Below are 18,233 nucleotides of genomic sequence, written 5' to 3' on the forward strand. Positions count from 1 at the left end.
AATGCAGAAAGCCCCGGGCAGATGCCCGGGGCTTTCCGTGTTGTTCGACGGATCGAACGGTCAGAGGTTGTCGAGGTACGTGCGCAGCTTGTCGGAGCGGCTCGGGTGCTTCAGCTTGCGGATCGCCTTCGCCTCGATCTGGCGGATGCGCTCGCGGGTCACGTCGAACTGCTTGCCCACTTCCTCGAGGGTGTGGTCGGTGCTCATCTCGATGCCGAAGCGCATGCGCAGCACCTTGGCTTCGCGCGGCGTCAGGCTGTCGAGGATGTCCTTGACCACGTCACGCAGGCCGGCCTGCATGGCCGCTTCGATGGGCGCCGTGTTGTTGGTGTCCTCGATGAAGTCGCCCAGGTGCGAATCGTCGTCGTCGCCGATGGGGGTTTCCATCGAGATCGGCTCCTTCGCGATCTTCATGATCTTGCGAATCTTGTCCTCGGGGATCTCCATCTTCTCGGCCAGCGTGGGGGCGTCCGGCTCGAAGCCGAATTCCTGCAAGTGCTGGCGCGACAGGCGGTTCATCTTGTTGATCGTCTCGATCATGTGCACCGGGATGCGGATGGTGCGCGCCTGGTCGGCGATCGAGCGGGTGATGGCCTGGCGGATCCACCACGTGGCGTACGTCGAGAACTTGTAGCCGCGGCGGTACTCGAACTTGTCCACCGCCTTCATGAGGCCGATGTTGCCTTCCTGGATCAGGTCGAGGAACTGCAGGCCGCGGTTGGTGTATTTCTTGGCGATGGAGATCACGAGGCGCAGGTTGGCCTCGATCATTTCCTTCTTCGCGTCGCGCGAGGACTTCTCGCCCTCGTTCATGCGCTTGTTGATGCCCTTCAGGTCTTCCAGGGGCACCACGGCGCGGGCCTGCTGGTCGGTCAGCTTCTTCTGCAGTTCCTGCACCGGCGGCAGGTTGCGCTGCAGGATGCCGGCGTACGGCTTGCCCGAGGCCACTTCCTTTTCAGCCCACTTGAGGTTCAGGAGGTTGGGCGGGAAGTTCTTGATGAAGTACTCCTGCGGCATGCCGCACTTGTCCACCAGGATCTTGCGCAGTTCGCGTTCGTAGCGGCGCACGTCGTCCACCTGCGAGCGCAGGATGCCGCAGAGCTTCTCGATCGTCTTGACGGTGAAGCGGATGGTCATCAGCTCGTCGCTGATGGCTTGCTGGGCCTTGTTGTACGACGGCGACTGGTAGCCGTCCTTCTCGAAGGCCTTGCGCATCTTGTCGAAGTTGATGCGCAGTTCGGCAAACTTCGACAGGGCTGCGTTCTTCAGTTCCTCGAGCTTCTTGGTGAGCGCCTTGCTGCCGCCCTGGCCGTCGTCGTCGTCTTCCTCGTCGAAGAAGTCGACGTCTTCCTCGGCCACGTAGTCGTCGGCCTCGTCTTCCGAGACGAACCCGTCGACCACTTCGGAGATCTTCATCTCGCCCGAGGCGATCTTGTCGGCGTAGGTCAGGATCTCGGCGATGGTGGTGGGCGAGGCGCTGATGGCGAGCATCATGGCCTGCAGGCCGCCTTCGATGCGCTTGGCGATCTCGATCTCGCCTTCACGGGTCAGCAGCTCGACCGTGCCCATCTCGCGCATGTACATGCGGACGGGGTCGGTGGTGCGGCCGAATTCGGAGTCGACCGTGGACAGCGCGGCTTCCGCGGCTTCCTCGGCTTCCTCTTCCGTGGCGGTGGTGGTGCCGCCGCCGGCGATCAGCAGCGTGGCGGCGTCGGGCGCCTGCTCGTACACCGCGATGCCCATGTCGTTCAGCATCGACACGATGGCTTCGAGGATTTCGGCGTCGACCAGCTTTTCAGGCAAGTGGTCGTTGATTTCCTGGTGCGTCAGGAAACCGCGCGTCTTGCCCATCTTGATGAGGGTCTTCAGCTCCTGGCGGCGCTTGGCGACTTCCTCTTCGGTGAGGGCGGTTTCGTCGAGGCCGAACTCGCGCATCAGCGCGCGTTCCTTGGCCCGCGACACTTTCATGCGCAATGGCTTGGCCTTGACGACCTTTTCCCCGTCGCCAGCGTCAGCGACCTCGGCTTCCGGTTCGCCGGCCAGGTCGGCCTCGATGTCGGAAAAGTCTTCCTCGGGCACTTCTTCCTTGGCGGCGGCAGCCTTCGGCTTGCGGCCCGGCTTGCCCTTGGCTTCCGTCGCGGTCTTGGCGGCGGGACGGCCAGGCTTCTTCTTTTCCTCGGTGGTTTCGGCCGAGGTGGCCTTTGTCGCTTTGGCGGGGGCGCTCTTCTTCGCGGTCATGCAATTCCTCGAATGGTGGTGGGCATCACGGCTTCATGCCGATTGCCTCGCTGACGATCCACGGACGACACAGGTGTGTCCTGTTGCCCAAAAAACAAGCAGGTGCAGCACGGCATGTGTCAAAAAGGAATCGGAAACGGGCAAGCCAGCCGCGCCGGCCGAACAGCAGTTCGGGCCGGCCAGGGGCAGGCATGAAACGGGCAAGACTCGCGTGATCATCCAAAGAAACGCAGTCCTTGCGGGGAAGGTTGGCCTGTATGGGGACCCTGGTTCGAAGGGTGGCCGGGGCCCGGAGGTACTGCTGTCACTCTTGCGCCGTAACAAACCCTTGATTATGGTCGATGCAGTCCGTTACGTCAAAGGGCCCGGCGTCAGGGAGAGGGCCTGGAGCCGCTTTTGTTTGTGCTGCAGCACTTCCCGGTACTGGGCGAGGGCGGCCGGGTCGGTGGCGGCGCGCTGGCTCAGTTCGTTCTGCTGGCGTTCGAGCTGCCGCACCCACATCCGGTCGAGCACCCGGCGGAGCTCGGTAAACTGGGATTCCTCCTGCAGCGCATCCTCGGTTACGAGGCGCCCCACCAGGCGGGCCCACTCCGTTTCGCGGAGCGCCACCTCCCACACCGCCCAGGCGGTGGGGCCGTTGTCCTGCACGTGGCGCTCCATCCACGCACACAGTGCCCCGTGGGGCGCGGGGAGTTCATGCAGCAGCTCCAGGTCGCCGGCATCGAGCTGTTCCCACCACTCGCTGTGCAGCAGCAGGAACTTCACGGCCAGGTCTTCGGTGCTCGTGGTCCGGGCACGGGGCAGGCCCACGCCTTCCTCGGGTGGCTTGCGCTTGCCAAAGAACGGTTTGTCGACCCAGGGGCGCCGCTGCCCGCCCGCGCCGCCCTGGAATCCACCTTGCCGCGGCGCGCGCTGGGCGCCGGTTTCGGACGGTTCGAAGCTGCTGTAGTCGATGTCCTGGGACTCGGCAGACCAGCTGTCGTCGGGAGGCGGGTAGTCGTCGGGCTCGTGGGTGCGGTCGCGAGGCGGCCGCGAGCGGCCGCCGGTGGCCTGGGCCTGGGCTTGCCACAAGCGGTTCAGGTCGTCGGTGGACAGTGCCGCGGCCTGCGCCAGGTCGCCAAGCAGCTGCATCTTGAGGGCGCCCTCGGGGAGCGCGAGCCACATCGGCTTGGCCTGGGCGAGCAGGCGCGCGCGGCCTTCGGCGCTGGCGGTGTCGCAGCCCTCGCGGGCGGCCTCGATGAGCTGGCGCGACAGCGGCACTGCGTCGGCCACGCAGGCCTCGAACGCTTCGGCGCCATGTTCGCGCACGTACGAATCCGGGTCGTGCTCGGGGGGCAGGAACAGGAATCGCACCGAACGGGTGTCGGTGGCGAACGGCAGCGACGCCTCGAGCGCACGGCCCGCGGCGCGGCGGCCGGCGCTGTCGCCGTCGAAGCTGAACACGATGGTCTCGGTGAAGCGGAACAGCTTCTGCACATGTTCGGCCGAACATGCCGTGCCGAGGGTGGCCACCGCGTTCGGGAACCCCAGCTGGGCCAGGGCAACGACGTCCATGTACCCCTCGACCACCAGCGCGTACCCGCGCTTGCGCAGCCCGGCCCGGGCCTCGTGCAGCCCGTAGAGTTCCTTGCCCTTGTGGAACACGGCGGTTTCGGGCGAGTTCAGGTACTTGGGCTCCCCCTTGTCGAGCACGCGCCCGCCGAACCCGATCACCTCGCCTTGCACGTTGCGGATCGGGAACATGATCCGGTCGCGGAAGCGGTCGTAGCGCTTGCGGTCGGCCTCGGTGTCGCCGGTGGCGATCACGAGGCCGCTTTCTTCGAGCAATGGGTCGTCGTAGCGGGGGAACACGCTCGCGAGCCCACGCCAGCCATCGGCCGCGTATCCGAGCCCGAAGGCGAGGGCGATCTCGCCGGTGAGGCCGCGCCCGCGCAGGTAGTCGACGGCGCGCTTGTTGCCCTTGAGTTGCTTGCGGTAGTGGTCGCTGGCCTTGTGCAACACGTCGGTCAGGGTGGCCTGGCGCTCCTTCAGGGCCGCCGCCTTCTCACGCTCCTGGGGCGTGCGGTTGTCCTCGGGCACGGCCATGCCCACCTGCTGGGCGAGGTCGCGCACCGCGTCGAGGAAACCCATGCCCGAGTAGGCCATCAGGAACCCGAGGGCGTTGCCGTGCACCCCGCACCCGAAGCAGTGGTAGGTCTGGCGCGTGGCGCTGACGGTGAAGCTGGGCGTCTTCTCGCCATGGAAGGGGCACAGGCCCTTGTGGTTGATGCCCGCCTTCTTCAGCTGCACGTAACGGCCCACCACCTCGACGACGTCGACGCGGGAGAGCAGGTCCTGGACAAAGCTGGGAGGGATCACGGTGTCAGTCTAGCGGGTGGCCCGAAACGGGGTCGGTGCGAATGCCGGGCCGGATGCGGGCACCACCCAAGAAAAACGCCGCCCCGGAGGGCGGCGAATTCTTGTGGGAAAACCCGGCAGGGGTATGGGTCAGACGGCGAAATCGCTGAGTTTCTTGCCCGACGCCAATGCGGCCTTCAGCCACTTGGGTTGCAGGCCGCGGCCGCTCCAGCTGTCGCCGGTTGCGGCGTTGCGGTATTTGGCGGCGACTTTGCCGCCTTTGGTTGCGCCGGCACGGGTGCCGCTCTTGGCTGTCAGGTCGGCCGCGCTCAAACCGTATTCGGTCATCAGCGCCTTGACCTTGGCAATCGCGTCGCTGCGCTCCCGTTTCTGGGTGCTTTCGATTTCCTGTTCGAGGGCCGCTTTACGGGCCAGCAAGTCTTGAAGCGTGCTCATGGATTATTCCTTCAGTCAATGAGTGCAGCACCTGCGCTGCGCTGCCGGGATTCTACGGGAATCCGGGGTACATCGGGCTGGGTAATTACCAGTTCGATGAAATGCCGGATTCCTTGTGAAGGAATATGAGGCCGGGGGTTCGTTCAGGCCGACGGCGGGACATACCCGGCCGGCTGTTCAACACCTTCGCCGAAGAAAAAGCGTTCCATCTGGCGCGCGAGGTACTGTCGCGCGCGCTGGTCGGCAAGGTTCAAGCGGTTTTCATTGACGAGCATGGTCTGGTGCTTCATCCAGGCGGCCCAGGCTTCCTTGCTCACTTCGTTGTAAATGCGCTTGCCCAGGTCGCCGGGGTACGGGGAGAAATCGAGGCCTTCGGCCTCCTTCTTCAGGTAGACGCATTGAACGGTGCGGGCCATGGTGAACTTCCTCGAAAAGTGGGGTTGAATGGGGAGGGGATGCCGCCGGGTCAGGTCAATTTCTTGACGAGCACCTGCGAGCGGCGGTCCCAGTTGTATTTGCGCTTGCGCGCGTCCGGCAGCCAGTTGGGGTCCACCTGGGCAAAGCCGCGTTTGAGAAACCAGTGCATGGTTTGGGTGGTGAGCACGAATATGCTCTCCAACCCGGCCATCTTCGCGCGTTGCTCCACGCGTTTGAGGATGCGCTCGCCGTCGCCCTGGCTCTGCACGGCCGGAGATACCGTCAATGCCGACATTTCGCCCGTGCGGGCCTCGGGGTATGGGTACAGCGCCGCACAACCGAAGATGACGCCGTCGTGTTCGATCACGGTATAGAGACCGATGTCGCGCTCGATTTCCGTGCGGTCGCGTTTGACGAGCGTGCCGTCGCGCTCGAAGGGTTCGATCAGTTGCAGCACGCCGCCAATGTCGTCGGCGGTGGCTTCGCGCAGGCTCTCGAGTTTCTCGTCGACGATCATGGTGCCCACGCCATCGTGGGTAAACGATTCGATCAGCACCGAACCATCCACGGAATACGGCACGATGTGCACGCGTTCCACGCCGGCCACGCTCGCCTTCACGGCGTGCTGCAAATAAAACGCCGTGTCGGTGGGTTGAATGGGATTGGGGAGGTTCGACAGCAGTTTCTGCGCGTCGGCCAGCGCGAGTTCGGTGTCGATTTCGCTTTCGGGGTCGGACGGGTCCAGCGGAATGCCCTTGACCTCGGTCACATAGATGAGTTTGTCGGCCTGCAGGGCAATGGCGGCGCTGGCGGCCACGTCTTCCATGCTGAGGTTGAATGCCTCGCCGGTGGGCGAGAACCCGAATGGCGACACCATCACGAGCGCGCCGAAGTCGACCGCGCGGCGAATGCCGGCGGCGTCGATCTTCCGCACGAGGCCGGTGTGCTGGAAATCCACGCCGTCGAGTATGCCGACCGGGCGCGCGGTGATGAAGTTGCCCGAGATCACCCGGATCTGGCTGTGTGCCATCGGGGTGTTGGGCAGGCCCTGCGAGAATGCGGCCTCGATCTCGTAGCGCATCTGGCCGGCCGCTTCCTGGGCACAGTCGAGCGCCAGCGGGTCGGTGATGCGCATGCCGTGGCTGAAGCGGGACGTGTGCCCCTTCAGCGCGAGCTGCTCTTCCACCTGCGGGCGAAATCCGTGCACGAGCACGAGCTTGATGCCCATCGCGTGGAGAATGGCGAGGTCTTGTGCGAACGTGGGCAGCTTGCCGGCTGCCACCAGTTCGCCCGCGATGGCCACCACGAAGGTCTTTCCCCGGTGCGCGTGGATGTACGGCGCGACCGAACGGAACCACGGAACGAAGGTATGGGGAAAGACAAGACTCATGGCCGCTCGAGACGCTTTGAAATAATCACCGATTTTTGCACGAAGGGCCGATGTCAGTTTCTCCCCGCCGCGGTGCCCCGCCTGTAGCCAATCCGATCCCGCCGATCACCTTCCCCGATGCGTTGCCCGTTTCCGGCCGGCGCGATGAAATCGCGCGGGCCATCGAGGCCCACCAGGTCGTCATCGTCTGCGGTGAAACCGGGTCGGGCAAGACCACCCAGCTGCCCAAGATCGCGCTCGCCCTCGGGCGCGGGCGGGGGGCTGGCGGCCGCGGGCTGATCGGCCACACGCAGCCGCGGCGCATTGCCGCGTCGAGCGTGGCCAAGCGCATCGCGCAGGAACTCAACACGCCGCTCGGCGAACACGTGGGCTACAAGGTGCGGTTCCAGGACCGCCTGTCGCCCGGCGCCAGCGTGAAGCTGATGACCGACGGCATCCTGCTGGCGGAAACCCAGACCGACCCGCTGCTCAGGGCTTACGACACGCTGATCATCGACGAGGCGCACGAACGCAGCCTCAACATCGACTTCCTGCTCGGGTACCTGCGGCAGGTCCTGCCGCGCCGGCCCGACCTGAAGGTGATCGTGACGTCGGCCACCATCGACGCCGACCGTTTCGCGCAGCATTTCGCGTCGCGCCACGGACCGGCGCCGGTGATCCAGGTGTCGGGGCGCCTGTTCCCGGTGGAGCAACGCTGGCGCCCGTTCGAGGAAAGCCGCGAGTACGGCTTGAACGACGCCATCGGCGACGCGGTGACCGAACTCTGGCGCGAGGGCGCCGGTGACGTGCTGGTGTTCCTGCCCGGCGAACGCGAGATTCGCGAGGCGGCCGAGCACCTGCGCCGCCACCACCCGCCCGGCGTGGAGGTGGTGCCGCTCTTTGCCCGGCTGAGCCAGGAGGAGCAGGACGCCGTCTTCGAGCCCCACAGCGCCCGCCGCATCGTGCTGGCCACCAACGTGGCGGAGACCTCGCTGACGGTGCCCGGCATCCAGTACGTGATCGATGCGGGCACCGCGCGGGTCAAGCGCTACAGCTACCGCAACAAGGTCGAGCAGCTGCAGATCGAGCCCGTGAGCCAGGCCGCGGCCAACCAGCGCGCGGGCCGCTGCGGCCGCGTCAGCAACGGCATCTGCGTCCGCCTGTACGACGAAAAGGACTACACCGGCCGCCCCCGGTTCACCGACCCCGAGATCCTGCGCTCGTCGCTGGCCGGCGTGATCCTGCGCATGAAGTCGCTGGGCCTCGGGCTCGTCGAGGACTTCCCGTTCCTGGAGCCCCCGCCGCGGCGTGCGGTGGCCGACGGCTACCAGCTGCTGAACGAACTGGGCGCCGTCGACGACCAGAACGAACTCACGCCGGTGGGCCGCGAGTTGGCGAAGCTGCCGCTCGACCCCCGCGTGGGCCGCATGATCCTCGAGGCGCGCAACCGCGAGGCGTTGGCCGAGGTGCTCGTGATCGCCTCCGCGCTGAGCGTGCAGGACGTGCGTGACCGCCCGCTCGAGCACCAGCAGGCGGCCGACACGGCGCACAAGAAGTTCGACGACGAACGGTCCGAATTCGTGGGCACGCTCAAGCTGTGGAAGTGGCTCGAGGACACCCGCGGTGGCCAGGGCGAGCACAAGCTGTCGCACCGCAAGCAGGAGCAGCAGTTGCGCGAGAGTTTCATCTCGCCGCGGCGCGTGCGCGAGTGGCGCGACATCCACTCGCAGCTGCACACGGTGGTGGCCGAGCACAAATGGCGGCTCAACACCCAGCCGGCCACGTACGAACAGCTGCACCTGGCGATGCTCGCCGGCCTGCTGGGCAACATCGGCCTCAAGAGCGATGACGACGACTGGTACCTGGGTGCGCGCGGCATCAAGTTCTACAAGCACCCCGGCGCCAACCTCAGCAAGAAGCCCGGACGCTGGATCGTGGCCGCCGAACTCGTCGAGACCACGCGGCTCTTCGGCCGGGGCGTCGCCGGCATCGAGCCGCAGTGGCTGCCGGGCATCGCAGGCCACCTGATCAAGACACAGCTGCTCGAACCGCACTGGGAGAAAAAGGCGGCCGAGGTGATCGCGCTGGAGCGGGCCACGTTGTACGGCATCGTGATCTACGCCAACCGCCGCGTGAACTTCGGCAACGTGGACCCCGCGGCCGCGCGCGAGATCTTCATCCGCGAGGCGCTGGTGGAAGGCGAGTGGGAGACGCGCTTGCCGTTCATCGCAGCCAACCGCAAGCTGATCGCCCAGGTGGAGGAGCTGGAACACAAGTCGCGCCGCCAGGATGTGCTGGTGGACGACGAACTGATCTTCGCGTTCTACGACCAGCACCTGCCCGCCGACGTGTGCAGCGGCGCCACGCTCGAACGCTGGTACCGCGAGGAAAGCCGGCGCAATCCGAAGGCGCTGCACCTCACGCGCGAGGAACTGATGCGCCACGAGGCCGCTGGCGTCACGGCATCGGCGTTTCCGAAGTCGTTGCGCCTGGGCGGGGTGGACTGCGCCGCGGCCTACCTGCACGAACCCGGCGACGCGAAGGACGGTGTCACCGTCACGGTGCCGCTGTACGCGCTGAACCAGGTCAACGACGAACGCTGCGAGTGGCTTGTGCCGGGCATGCTGAAGGACAAGGTGCTGGCCCTGCTCAAGAGCCTTCACCAGCGCCCGCGCTCGCGGCTGGTGCCGTTGCCGGAGTTCGCCGAATCGTTCGTGGCCGCGGTGCACGCGGCCAACACGTACGGGCAGGGCGCGCTGGTCGATGCATTGCTCAAGGCGGTGCGCGACAAGACCCAGCTCGACGTGAAACGCGCCGACTTCAAGCTCGACCAGCTGCCGCCCCACCTGTTCATGAACTTCCGCGTGGTCGACGACAACGCCCGGCAGATGGGCACGGGCCGCAACGTCGCCGCGCTGAAGGCCGAGCTGGGCGGGCAGGCGCGTTCGGCGTTCCAGGCGCTGGCAGCGCTGCGTCCGGCCGTGGTGCCCGGCCCCACGGTGACCGTGACGGCCGGCCCGAGCCGGGTTCCCGCGAAGGCCGCGCCGCCGGTGGCCGACCCGGCACCCGCCGCGCCCGTGGCCGAGGTGCAGCACACCGACTGGACCTTCGGCGAACTGCCGGAGCTGATGGAGGTGCGCCGCGGCAACCAGACGCTGGTCGGGTTCCCCGCGCTGATCGACCGCGGCACGCACGTGGTGGTGGAGGTGTTCGACGAGCCCGACGTGGCGGCCACGCGCCACCGTGCCGGCCTGCGCCGGCTGGTGGCGCTGCAGATCCGCGACGCGCTGAAGTACCTCGAAAAGAACATCCCCGACCTGCAGAAGATGGCGGCGCTGTTCATGAACGTGGGCACGGTCGATGAACTGCGCGAGCAGATCGTCGAACTCGCGCTCGACCGTGCGTTCCTGGCCGACCCGCTGCCCGCCGACGCGGCCGCCTTCAGGAAACGCATCGACGAGGGGCGAGGGCGCCTCACCCTGATCGCCAACGAGATCGCGCGCAGCGTGGGCACGGTGCTCGCCGAGTACGCCGCGGCCACGCGCAAGCTCAAGGATGCGCGTGCCCCGAAGGAGGTGAACGACGACGTCACGGCGCAGTTGGGGCGGCTCGTGTCGAAGCGGTTCGTCACCACCACGCCGTGGGCGCAGTTGGCGCACCTGCCGCGGTACCTGAAGGGGATCACGATGCGCCTCGACAAGTGGCGGGCCGACCCTGCACGCGACACGGCGCGCCTCGCGGAACTGCGGCCCCTCGAGCAGCGCTACCTGCGGCTCGTGGCCGATCGCAAGGGGGTGCACGACGCCCGGCTCGACGAGTTCCGCTGGCTGCTCGAGGAACTGCGCGTGAGCCTCTTCGCCCAGGAACTGCGCACGCCGCAGCCTGTCAGCGTGAAGCGCCTGGAGAAGACCTGGGCCCAGTTGAGCGCGTGACGGGCAGGGTCATGGCGTCGGATTTAGCATCGAGCCATGAACGCCTTCACCGACCTGGGCCCGCGACGCATCGATGACATCGCGCGCGACTGCCGTCGGCGCGTGAACCAGCGCGCGCTGCTGGCGGCGGGCGTGGCCATCGTGCCTGTGCCGGGCCTCGACTGGCTGGCCGACGTCAGCGTGCTGATGAAGCTGATCCCCGAGATCAACCGCGCCTTCGGCTTGTCGCCGGACCAGGTGGCGCGGCTTTCGCCCGACCGTCGGGTGGTGGTCTACAAGGCGCTCTCCGCGGGCGGGAGCCTGCTGGTAGGGCGCATCGTGACACGTGCGCTCGTGGTGCATGTGATGCGGCTCGTGGGCGTGCGGCTCACCGCGCAGCAGGTGGCCAAGTTCGTGCCCATCGCGGGGCAGGCGGTGTCGGCAGCGCTCACGTTCACGGCCTTGCGCTACGTGTGCGAGCAGCACATTCGACAGTGCATTGCGGTGTCAGAACAACTTCGTGGCGTGAACTCTGAAATCCCGGGTTAGAATGTCAGCTTTTCGGGGCGTAGCGCAGCCTGGTAGCGCACCTGGTTTGGGACCAGGTGGTCGTGAGTTCGAATCCCACCGCCCCGACCAATTTCTCCCTCCTCGACAGTCGAGTGGCCTCGCGCCGCTGGCGCGACGCAGCCCCTGCCGCCGCGTGCGCTCCGATTTCGATGCGGCGGTAGCTCAACCGGATAGAGCACCAGCCTTCTAAGCTGGGGGTTACGGGTTCGATTCCTGTCCGCCGCGCATGGTGCTTGCCCCCCACGTCGCTTCGCTCCTGCCCCCCCGAGGGGGGCGCCCGCGGTCGCCCGGGGAACCCGGGCTCGGCGGTAGCTTGATCTGCGGCTTCGCTTCGCTCGCCTTCTGCCTGGCGTTCGCGCTTCGGGGCTTTGCTCGCTTCGCTTGCTTGCCCCCCTCCATCCTTCTTGTCGTTGTCGTTGTCGTTGTCGTTGTCGGTGTTGGCTGACATCGGCTATGCATGTCTGCCGATGGCGCTTGCGGGGCGGTCCGTTCAGGATCTTCGGCAAGTCAGTCAGTCGCTTGCTGGAGTCCATCATGTCCAATGATCACGACACCTTCGACCTCACCTCGGACGAGCTCGAAGCACTGAAGCGCCTCGAGCAGGACGTGGCGCAGATCGACACCGGCTTGCAGGCCGAACCGTCCCACCGGCTGGTGGCCCTGGGGTTCGTCACGTGCACGGCCAGTGGCGCGCCAGCGCTGACGGCGCGCGGGCTTGCCCTCGTGCGGCACCGGCCGTGAGGGCCAGCGGCAGTCAGCGGCGGGCGTATTGCTGGCTGCCGAACAACGCCTCGCGGGCGCGATCGTCTGTCAGCGGGCGGGCGTTCGACTGGGTGGACAGCACTTCCACCGCACGCTTCACGGCGGGGCGGGCGGCGATCTCGTCGAACCAGCCCTTGAGGTGCGGGAAGTCGGACCAGTCGATGCCCTGGTTCTTCCACGAACGCAGCCACGGGAAGACGGCGATGTCGGCGATGGAAAATGCGCCGCCGCCGATGTACTTCGACTTCGACAGGCGCTTGTCCATCACGCCGTACAGGCGCTTGGCTTCGTTCGTGTAGCGGTCGATCGCGTACCCGATCTTCTCGGGGGCATAGATGCGGAAATGATGGGCCTGGCCGAGCATGGGGCCCACGCCGCCCATCTGGAACATCAGCCACTGCAGCACCTCGTACCGGGCGGTCACGCCGTCAGGGAGGAGCTTGCCCGTCTTGCCCGACAGGTACAGGAGGATGGCGCCGGATTCGAACAGCGAAATGGGCTCGCCTTCCGGTCCCTCGGGGTCTACGATGGCAGGTATCTTGTTGTTGGGGCTGATGGAGAGGAATTCAGGTTTGAACTGATCGCCGGTGCCGATGTTGACCGGGTGGGCCCGATAGGGCAGCCCACACTCCTCCAGCATGATGTGAACCTTGTGCCCGTTGGGGGTGGGCCACGAATACACTTCGATCATTCTTGGGTCTCCTCGGACACGCCGTGTGCCACCTGCACCACTCTAGATGAAGCCGACATTTCATGCTTGACGCATTCAAACGTCTGATCACCCGCAAGCCTGCCGAGCCCGAGTGGCCCGAGGTGGCGGCTTGGGCCCAACGTCAGCAGCTCGGATTCAAGCGTGTGCGCGACGAAGGTGGCGGTTTCGTGCTCGACGGCACCACCGACGGCAAGCCGTGGCGCCTCGAATGGGGCCCCCCGCAGCGCCAGTACATCGAAGGCCACGAACTTCGCGTCCGCATGGAACTGGGCCTGTCGCCCAACCTGCAGATGCTGGTGCTGACCCAGTCGCTCTTCGAGGCCCTCGAGCGCAGCGCGTTCGAGAGCTTCACCGAAAGCACGCAGACCGTGATCGACGGCAATACGCCCGAGGAAATGCGCTGGCTCGTGATGTTCCCGAAGGCCTCCGTGAAGGCATGCAAGACGGTGCGCTCACGCTTTCATTTCACGGGTGGCACGGCCGCCGATGCCGAACGCTGGGTGGAAGGGCCGCTTGCCGAACAGCTCGAAAAGGCCGACCTCGGCTTCCTCGCCTCACAACCGCCGTTCGTGCTGATGACCCTGCGCGGTCGGGTGTACCTGCGCATGCAGCTGGCCGACCCCGATCCCCAGGCCCTCGCGGGCGTCGTGGCACTGTTCCGGTGTGCCGTGACGCAGGCGGTGCGCGTGGCGGCCACGGTGACGGAAGACGAGCCGGCGGCGCCCGACTGGAGCAACAGCGGGTCCACCGCGTGGCAGACGCTCGGGCCCGACGAGCCCAAGCAGCCCTGACGTCAGTCGCTCAGGCGCCTTGCGCACTTTGCGCGATGTGCCAGCCCATCTCGGCCAGCGGCCGCGCCGCCGCCGCCGCGTGGCGCGCCTCCGGGTGGGCCGCCGTGCCATCCTCGACCCGTTTCGCGATGCCCTGCAGGATGCCGGCCATGCGGAACAGGTTGTAGGCGAGGTAGAAGTTCCACTCAGCGAGCAGGCCGTCCACGTCGGCACGGCCGCTGCGGGCGCAGTATTGGCGCAGGTAGGCTTCTTCCGGCGGGATGCCCAGGCCTTCCAGGTCCACGCCACCGAGGCCGCGAAAGAGCGCCGGTTCGATGCGCCAGGCCATGCAGTGGTAGCTGAAGTCGGCCAGCGGGTGCCCGAGCGTGGACAGCTCCCAGTCGAGCAGGGCGATGGCGCGCGGTTCGGTGGGGTGGAACATCAGGTTGTCGAGGCGGTAGTCGCCATGGACGATGGCCACCTGGCCGTCGTCGCGTGCGCTCGCCGGCAGGTGGCCTGGCAACCAGGCCGCCAGGTGGTCCATCGCCGGGATGGGTGTCGTGATCGAGGCCAGGTACTGCTTGTGCCAGCGGGCGATCTGCCGCTCGAAGTAGTTGCCGGGGCGCCCGTAGTCGGCCAGGCCCACGGCCTGCACGTCCACCGCATGCAACGCCGCGATCACGCGGTTCATGTCGTCATAGAGGCTGGCGCGGCCGGCCGGCTCGAAGCCGGGCAGGGCGGGGTCCCACAGCACGCGGCCGTCGAGGAACTCCATCACGTAGAACGCACGGCCGATGACCGACTCGTCGTCGCACAGCAGGTGCATCCGCGGCACGGGCACTGCGCTGCCTGACAGCGCGGACATCACTCGGAACTCCCGCTCGATGGCATGGGCCGACGGCAGCAGGCGCGCCACCGGACCCGGCTTGCTGCGCATCACCCACGACCCGGTGGGCGTGCGCAGGCGGTAGGTGGGATTCGATTGGCCGCCCTTGAACCCCTCGACCGTGAGCGGGCCTTCGAGGCCGGGCAGGCGGGGCGCCAGGTAGGCCGCGAGGGCGGCCACGTGTTCGGCCGACAAGGTGTGCATGGCGGGCCCCGGTTTTTCAGAGGTGGGGTTCGGAAAACGCGAGCAGCTTTTCCTTTGACAGCACGACGAGGCGGGTGGGTTCGATGCGCAGGGCGCCTTCCCGCTCGAAGTTCTTGAGTTCCTGGTTCACGCGCTGGCGCGACGCGCCCAGCAGTTGCGCGAGGTCTTCCTGGGCGAGTTGCAGGCCGATGCGGATCTCCTCGCCCTCGTTGATGCCATAGCTGCGCGCGAGGATCAGCAGCTGCTTGGCCAGGCGCGCGGCGAGCGGCATGGTGTTGAGGTCCTGGACGAGGTCGTACATCAGGCGCAGCCGGCGGCAGTTGAGGTGCAACAGGGCGTCGTACAGCTCCACGTGTTGCGACAGCAGGTCCTTGAAATCGGCCTTGCGCACCACGAGCAGCGTGGTCTCGCCATGGGCGTTGGAATCGTGCGTTCGGGGCAGGCCGTCGAACAGGGCCATGTCGCCGAACCAGACCCCCGGTTCCACGTAGGTCAGCGTGATCTGCTTGCCCGACAGGGACACCGAACTGACCCGCACCGCGCCCTTGGCGACACCGCACCACCAGTCGGCGGATTCACCGCGCGTGGAGAGCAGGGCGCCGTCGGCCAGCCGGCGGACGATCGAGCGCGACAGGATGGCATCGCGCAGGGGTTGCGACAACCTGGAGAACCAGCCGCCCGAGTCGATGTTGTGTCGCTCGTCGGGTGTGAGAACGGGGGTGTGCATGGGACGGGTCTCTGGCGCAGGGTTACTCGAACGCGGGCGGGCGCTTGGCCGCGAAGGCCGCCAGCCCTTCGGCGGTGTTGGGGTGGGCGAGGTTCTCCAGGAACTGGGTGCGCTCGAGCGCGGCCTGTTGGGCGAGCGTGCGCTGCGGCCACTGGTTGACGAGGTCCTTCGCACTGGCGATGGCATTGGGGGCGCAGGCCGCCAGGCGGTCCGCCACCTCGAGGGCCTTCGCGAATGCCTGGCCGCTGTCGGTGACCCAGTTGACGAGGCCCAGGGCCTGCAGCTCGGCGACGGGCACCGGTTCACCGAGCCAGATCCACTGCAGCACCCGGCCGCGTGGCAGGCGCTGCATCAGCTGCCAGGTGATCCCGCCGTCGGGGGACAGCCCGATGCGGCCGTAAGACAACACCAGGCGGGCGTCGGCGGCCGCCACCACCAGGTCGCACGCGAGCGCCAGCGAGAACCCGCCCCCGGCTGCGGCTCCCTCGACGGCGGCGATGACCGGCTTCGGGCACACACGCAGTGCCTCCACGAAGTCGTGGAAGGCCTGCAGTGTCTGGCCTTGGGCGTCGGGAGCCGCGTCGCGGTTGTGCCTGAGGCGCGAGACGTTGCCGCCAGCGCTGAAGTGGCCGCCGTCACCTCGAAGCACGATGGCCCGCACGCCGGGGTCGGATTCGGCGACCCCGAGCGCCTCGATGCCCGCCGCGTAGACCTGATCCGACAGGCTGTTGCGCGAGGCCGGGTCGCTGATGGTGAGGACCAGCGTGCTGCCGCGGCGTTCGGTGTGCAGTTCAGAGGACATGGGCGCTCGGACAGCAGGGAATGGGGTGTGCGGATTGTGTCACGCGGCATGCAGGGGCATGCAGGCATACCGGCGAAGGGCATTGTTCCGTTCACTTCGTGCTAGAGTCAATTTTCCTACCAGCACGCGCACGAATGCAGAGACCCCTGATCCTGTCGCCCCTCGTTCTCGCGCTCTCGCTTCATGCGGGCCACGCGATGGCGCTGGGGTTCGGCAAGGTCTCCGGCACCACCGCGCTGGGCTATCCGCTCAGCTTCTCGGTGAGCCTCCGACTGGACGCCGCGGACGCCCTCGAACCCGGTTGCGTGGCCGCCGACGTGATGGTCGGTGACCGGCCGTTGCATGGCGACCAGGTGCGAGCGCGGTTGGTCCGCGTGGGGTCGAGCGGCGAACGCCGCATCCGGGTCACCACCACGGTCGCCATCGACGAGCCCACCCTGTCGGTCACTGTCCGGGCCGGCTGCCCGGCGCAGATCACCCGCAGCTTCGTGGTTTTTGCGGACCCGCCCCACACGCTTGCCCGCGCTGGCGACCCCGAAACCGACGCTGCCGCCGACGACGTCGACGTCGACGTCGACGTGCGCGCCACCTCGCCGCTGGCCTCGGCCGTGCCCGAGGCGCCGGCCCGAGCCGCCTCACGCCCGGGGCGGCCAGCGCCCGCCGAGCGCCGGGATGCAGCCGCCGCGCCGGCTGCCGCCGCGACACCCACGGCCTCCCGCCGCGCCCGGGCAGCGCCGCCGCCCCCGCCGGTGGCACGCACACCGCGGTCCGTGCTGCAGCTCGATCCGCTCGAGGACGAGGAACTGAGCCAGCCAGCGCTGCGCATGAGTTCCGAATTGAGTGTCCCCCGCGAGGCGAGCGGTGTGGGCACCGCGCCCGTGGACCCCGAAGCGGGTCAACCGGTGTCCGGCCTGGCACGGCTGAAGTCGCTCGAGGCCTCGGTGCAGCAGTTGCGCGACAACGAGCTCGCGAAGGAGCGCGCCCTGAACGCCATGCAGGCACAGATGCAGGCGGCCGAACGCGAGCGTTATGCGAACCCGGTCACCTACACGCTCGCCGGCCTGTGCGCCGCGCTCGCGCTGGGCCTGGCGGCGGTCCTCTGGCTGCGCCGCCGCGATCGCCAGCAGGCCGAATGGTGGGCGGCGGCCGCCGCCGCCGAAAGCGGTGCCGAGAAACCGGCGGTGGTGCCCGCCGCACCCGAGGCGGACACCGCCAAGGTGTCGGCCCCCATGCCCCCGGCGGTCCTGCCTCCGGCGCCGCCTCCGCCGTTGCGTGCGCCGGCCCGACCGGTCGAGGCCCACGTGGCGCGCAACGATGCCAGCACGGACGTGGTGGCCAACGAACCCCGCCGCCCCATGTCGGCCGAGGAACTGATCGACCTCGAACAGCAGGTCGAGTTTTTCGTGGTGCTCGGCCAGGACGACGCCGCCATCGACCTGCTGATGGGGCATGTGCGCAGCACGAGCGGCGTCAGCCCGCTGCCGTACCTGAAGCTCCTCGAGATCTACCGGCGCCGCGAGGAACGCGAACCCTACGAACGCATCCGCGAGCGGTTCAACCGCCGCTTCAATGCCTACGCGCCCGAATGGGGTGTGGACCCCGAGACGGGCCTTGACCTGGCCGGCTACCCCGAGGTGCTGCAGCGCGTACAGGGCATCTGGGAGATGCCGTCCATGGCGATGGAGTTGCTCGACACGCAGCTGTTCCGCCGTGACGCCGGCCCCACGTTCGACGTGCCGGCCTACCGCGAACTGCTGTTCCTCTACGGCATCGCCCGCGACCTGGCTGAGCGCGACCTGCCGTCGGCCGGCGTGGACCTGCTGCTGCCGTTCGGCGACGACGAGGTGTCGCCCAGCATCAGCGCGGTGGTGTCCCGTCTGGCAGACGACGAGGCGAACGATCTCGAGGTGGACCGGATCACGCTCGACCTCGACGTGTCCACCGACCAGCCCCCGAACCTCACCGTCGAGATCCGGCCGGAACCGGATCTCGAACCCGCGCCGGTCCCGGATGACGACGGCCGCGTGCTCGACTTCCACATCGACGAGAACGACCTCCCGCCGCGCCGCTGA

14 protein-coding genes and 2 tRNA genes are annotated in these 18,233 nt (G+C 67.5%); 7 read left to right on the forward strand and 9 right to left on the reverse strand.

Annotation, left to right across the window (positions count from 1 at the left end; all coding sequences use genetic code 11):
- Positions 1-60: 60 nt before the first annotated feature.
- The 5 genes from rpoD to argA all read right to left on the reverse strand — a co-directional run bounded on the left by rpoD (position 61) and on the right by argA (position 6,838).
- The gene (gene rpoD, locus ASC87_RS01305) at positions 61-2,238 is read right to left on the reverse strand and encodes an RNA polymerase sigma factor RpoD (protein ID WP_056655371.1); all 2,178 of its coding nucleotides are present in this window, start codon (positions 2,236-2,238) and stop codon (positions 61-63) included.
- 351 nt (positions 2,239-2,589) lie between these two features.
- Positions 2,590-4,596: a DNA primase gene (gene dnaG, locus ASC87_RS01310; RefSeq protein ID WP_056655373.1), complete on the reverse strand. Its 2,007-nt coding sequence runs from the start codon at positions 4,594-4,596 to the stop codon at positions 2,590-2,592.
- 129 nt (positions 4,597-4,725) lie between these two features.
- Positions 4,726-5,031 (reverse strand): H-NS family nucleoid-associated regulatory protein, encoded by a 306-nt coding sequence (locus tag ASC87_RS01315; protein WP_056655375.1) that lies wholly within the window; start codon positions 5,029-5,031, stop codon positions 4,726-4,728.
- Positions 5,032-5,174: 143 nt separating this feature from the next.
- Entirely contained in the window at positions 5,175-5,447 is a 273-nt protein-coding gene (locus tag ASC87_RS01320; protein WP_056655378.1) for an oxidative damage protection protein, read from the reverse strand.
- Positions 5,448-5,497: 50 nt separating this feature from the next.
- On the reverse strand, positions 5,498-6,838 hold the full coding sequence (gene argA / locus ASC87_RS01325; protein WP_056655381.1) for an amino-acid N-acetyltransferase: 1,341 nt from the start codon (positions 6,836-6,838) through the stop codon (positions 5,498-5,500).
- Positions 6,839-6,888: 50 nt separating this feature from the next.
- Here argA and hrpA point away from each other — a divergent pair, with 50 nt between their 5' ends.
- The 5 genes from hrpA (at position 6,889) to ASC87_RS01355 (ending at position 12,039) form a co-directional block, all read left to right on the forward strand.
- Positions 6,889-10,749, forward strand: a complete 3,861-nt coding sequence (gene hrpA, locus ASC87_RS01330) for an ATP-dependent RNA helicase HrpA (RefSeq protein ID WP_056655384.1) — start codon at positions 6,889-6,891, stop codon at positions 10,747-10,749.
- A gap of 36 nt (positions 10,750-10,785) precedes the next feature.
- A complete protein-coding gene (locus ASC87_RS01335) occupies positions 10,786-11,277 on the forward strand; it encodes a hypothetical protein (RefSeq protein WP_056655388.1) in 492 nt (163 codons plus the stop codon).
- A gap of 13 nt (positions 11,278-11,290) precedes the next feature.
- Positions 11,291-11,367: transfer RNA gene (locus ASC87_RS01340), tRNA-Pro, on the forward strand.
- 82 nt (positions 11,368-11,449) lie between these two features.
- A tRNA-Arg gene (locus ASC87_RS01345) sits at positions 11,450-11,523 on the forward strand.
- A 309-nt stretch (positions 11,524-11,832) separates the two neighbouring features.
- Positions 11,833-12,039 carry a hypothetical protein gene (locus ASC87_RS01355; protein WP_157603777.1) on the forward strand — a complete coding sequence of 69 codons (207 nt, stop codon included), beginning with the start codon at positions 11,833-11,835 and terminating at the stop codon, positions 12,037-12,039.
- Positions 12,040-12,052: 13 nt separating this feature from the next.
- Here ASC87_RS01355 and ASC87_RS01360 read toward each other — a convergent pair whose 3' ends face one another.
- Positions 12,053-12,751, reverse strand: coding sequence for a glutathione S-transferase family protein (locus ASC87_RS01360; protein ID WP_056655396.1), 699 nt, complete (start codon positions 12,749-12,751; stop codon positions 12,053-12,055).
- Positions 12,752-12,813: 62 nt separating this feature from the next.
- Here ASC87_RS01360 and ASC87_RS01365 point away from each other — a divergent pair, with 62 nt between their 5' ends.
- On the forward strand, positions 12,814-13,563 hold the full coding sequence (locus ASC87_RS01365; RefSeq protein WP_056655400.1) for a hypothetical protein: 750 nt from the start codon (positions 12,814-12,816) through the stop codon (positions 13,561-13,563).
- Positions 13,564-13,573: 10 nt separating this feature from the next.
- On the opposite strand, the gene ASC87_RS01370 is transcribed toward ASC87_RS01365, so the two are convergent.
- Genes ASC87_RS01370 through ASC87_RS01380 form a run of 3 tightly spaced genes read right to left on the reverse strand, consistent with a single transcriptional unit; the run spans position 13,574 to position 16,161 of the window.
- Complete coding sequence (locus ASC87_RS01370) at positions 13,574-14,632, reverse strand: phosphotransferase (protein WP_056655403.1); 1,059 nt, start codon at positions 14,630-14,632, stop codon at positions 13,574-13,576.
- A 16-nt stretch (positions 14,633-14,648) separates the two neighbouring features.
- The gene (locus ASC87_RS01375) at positions 14,649-15,359 is read right to left on the reverse strand and encodes a Crp/Fnr family transcriptional regulator (protein ID WP_056655405.1); all 711 of its coding nucleotides are present in this window, start codon (positions 15,357-15,359) and stop codon (positions 14,649-14,651) included.
- Positions 15,360-15,381: 22 nt separating this feature from the next.
- Complete coding sequence (locus ASC87_RS01380) at positions 15,382-16,161, reverse strand: oxepin-CoA hydrolase, alternative type (RefSeq protein WP_056655408.1); 780 nt, start codon at positions 16,159-16,161, stop codon at positions 15,382-15,384.
- A 134-nt stretch (positions 16,162-16,295) separates the two neighbouring features.
- Between ASC87_RS01380 and ASC87_RS01385 the strand changes: the two genes are divergently transcribed.
- Positions 16,296-18,233: a FimV family protein gene (locus tag ASC87_RS01385; protein WP_056655410.1), complete on the forward strand. Its 1,938-nt coding sequence runs from the start codon at positions 16,296-16,298 to the stop codon at positions 18,231-18,233.

Source organism: Rhizobacter sp. Root1221, from assembly GCF_001425785.1.
Taxonomy (GTDB): Bacteria; Pseudomonadota; Gammaproteobacteria; order Burkholderiales; family Burkholderiaceae_C; genus Rhizobacter.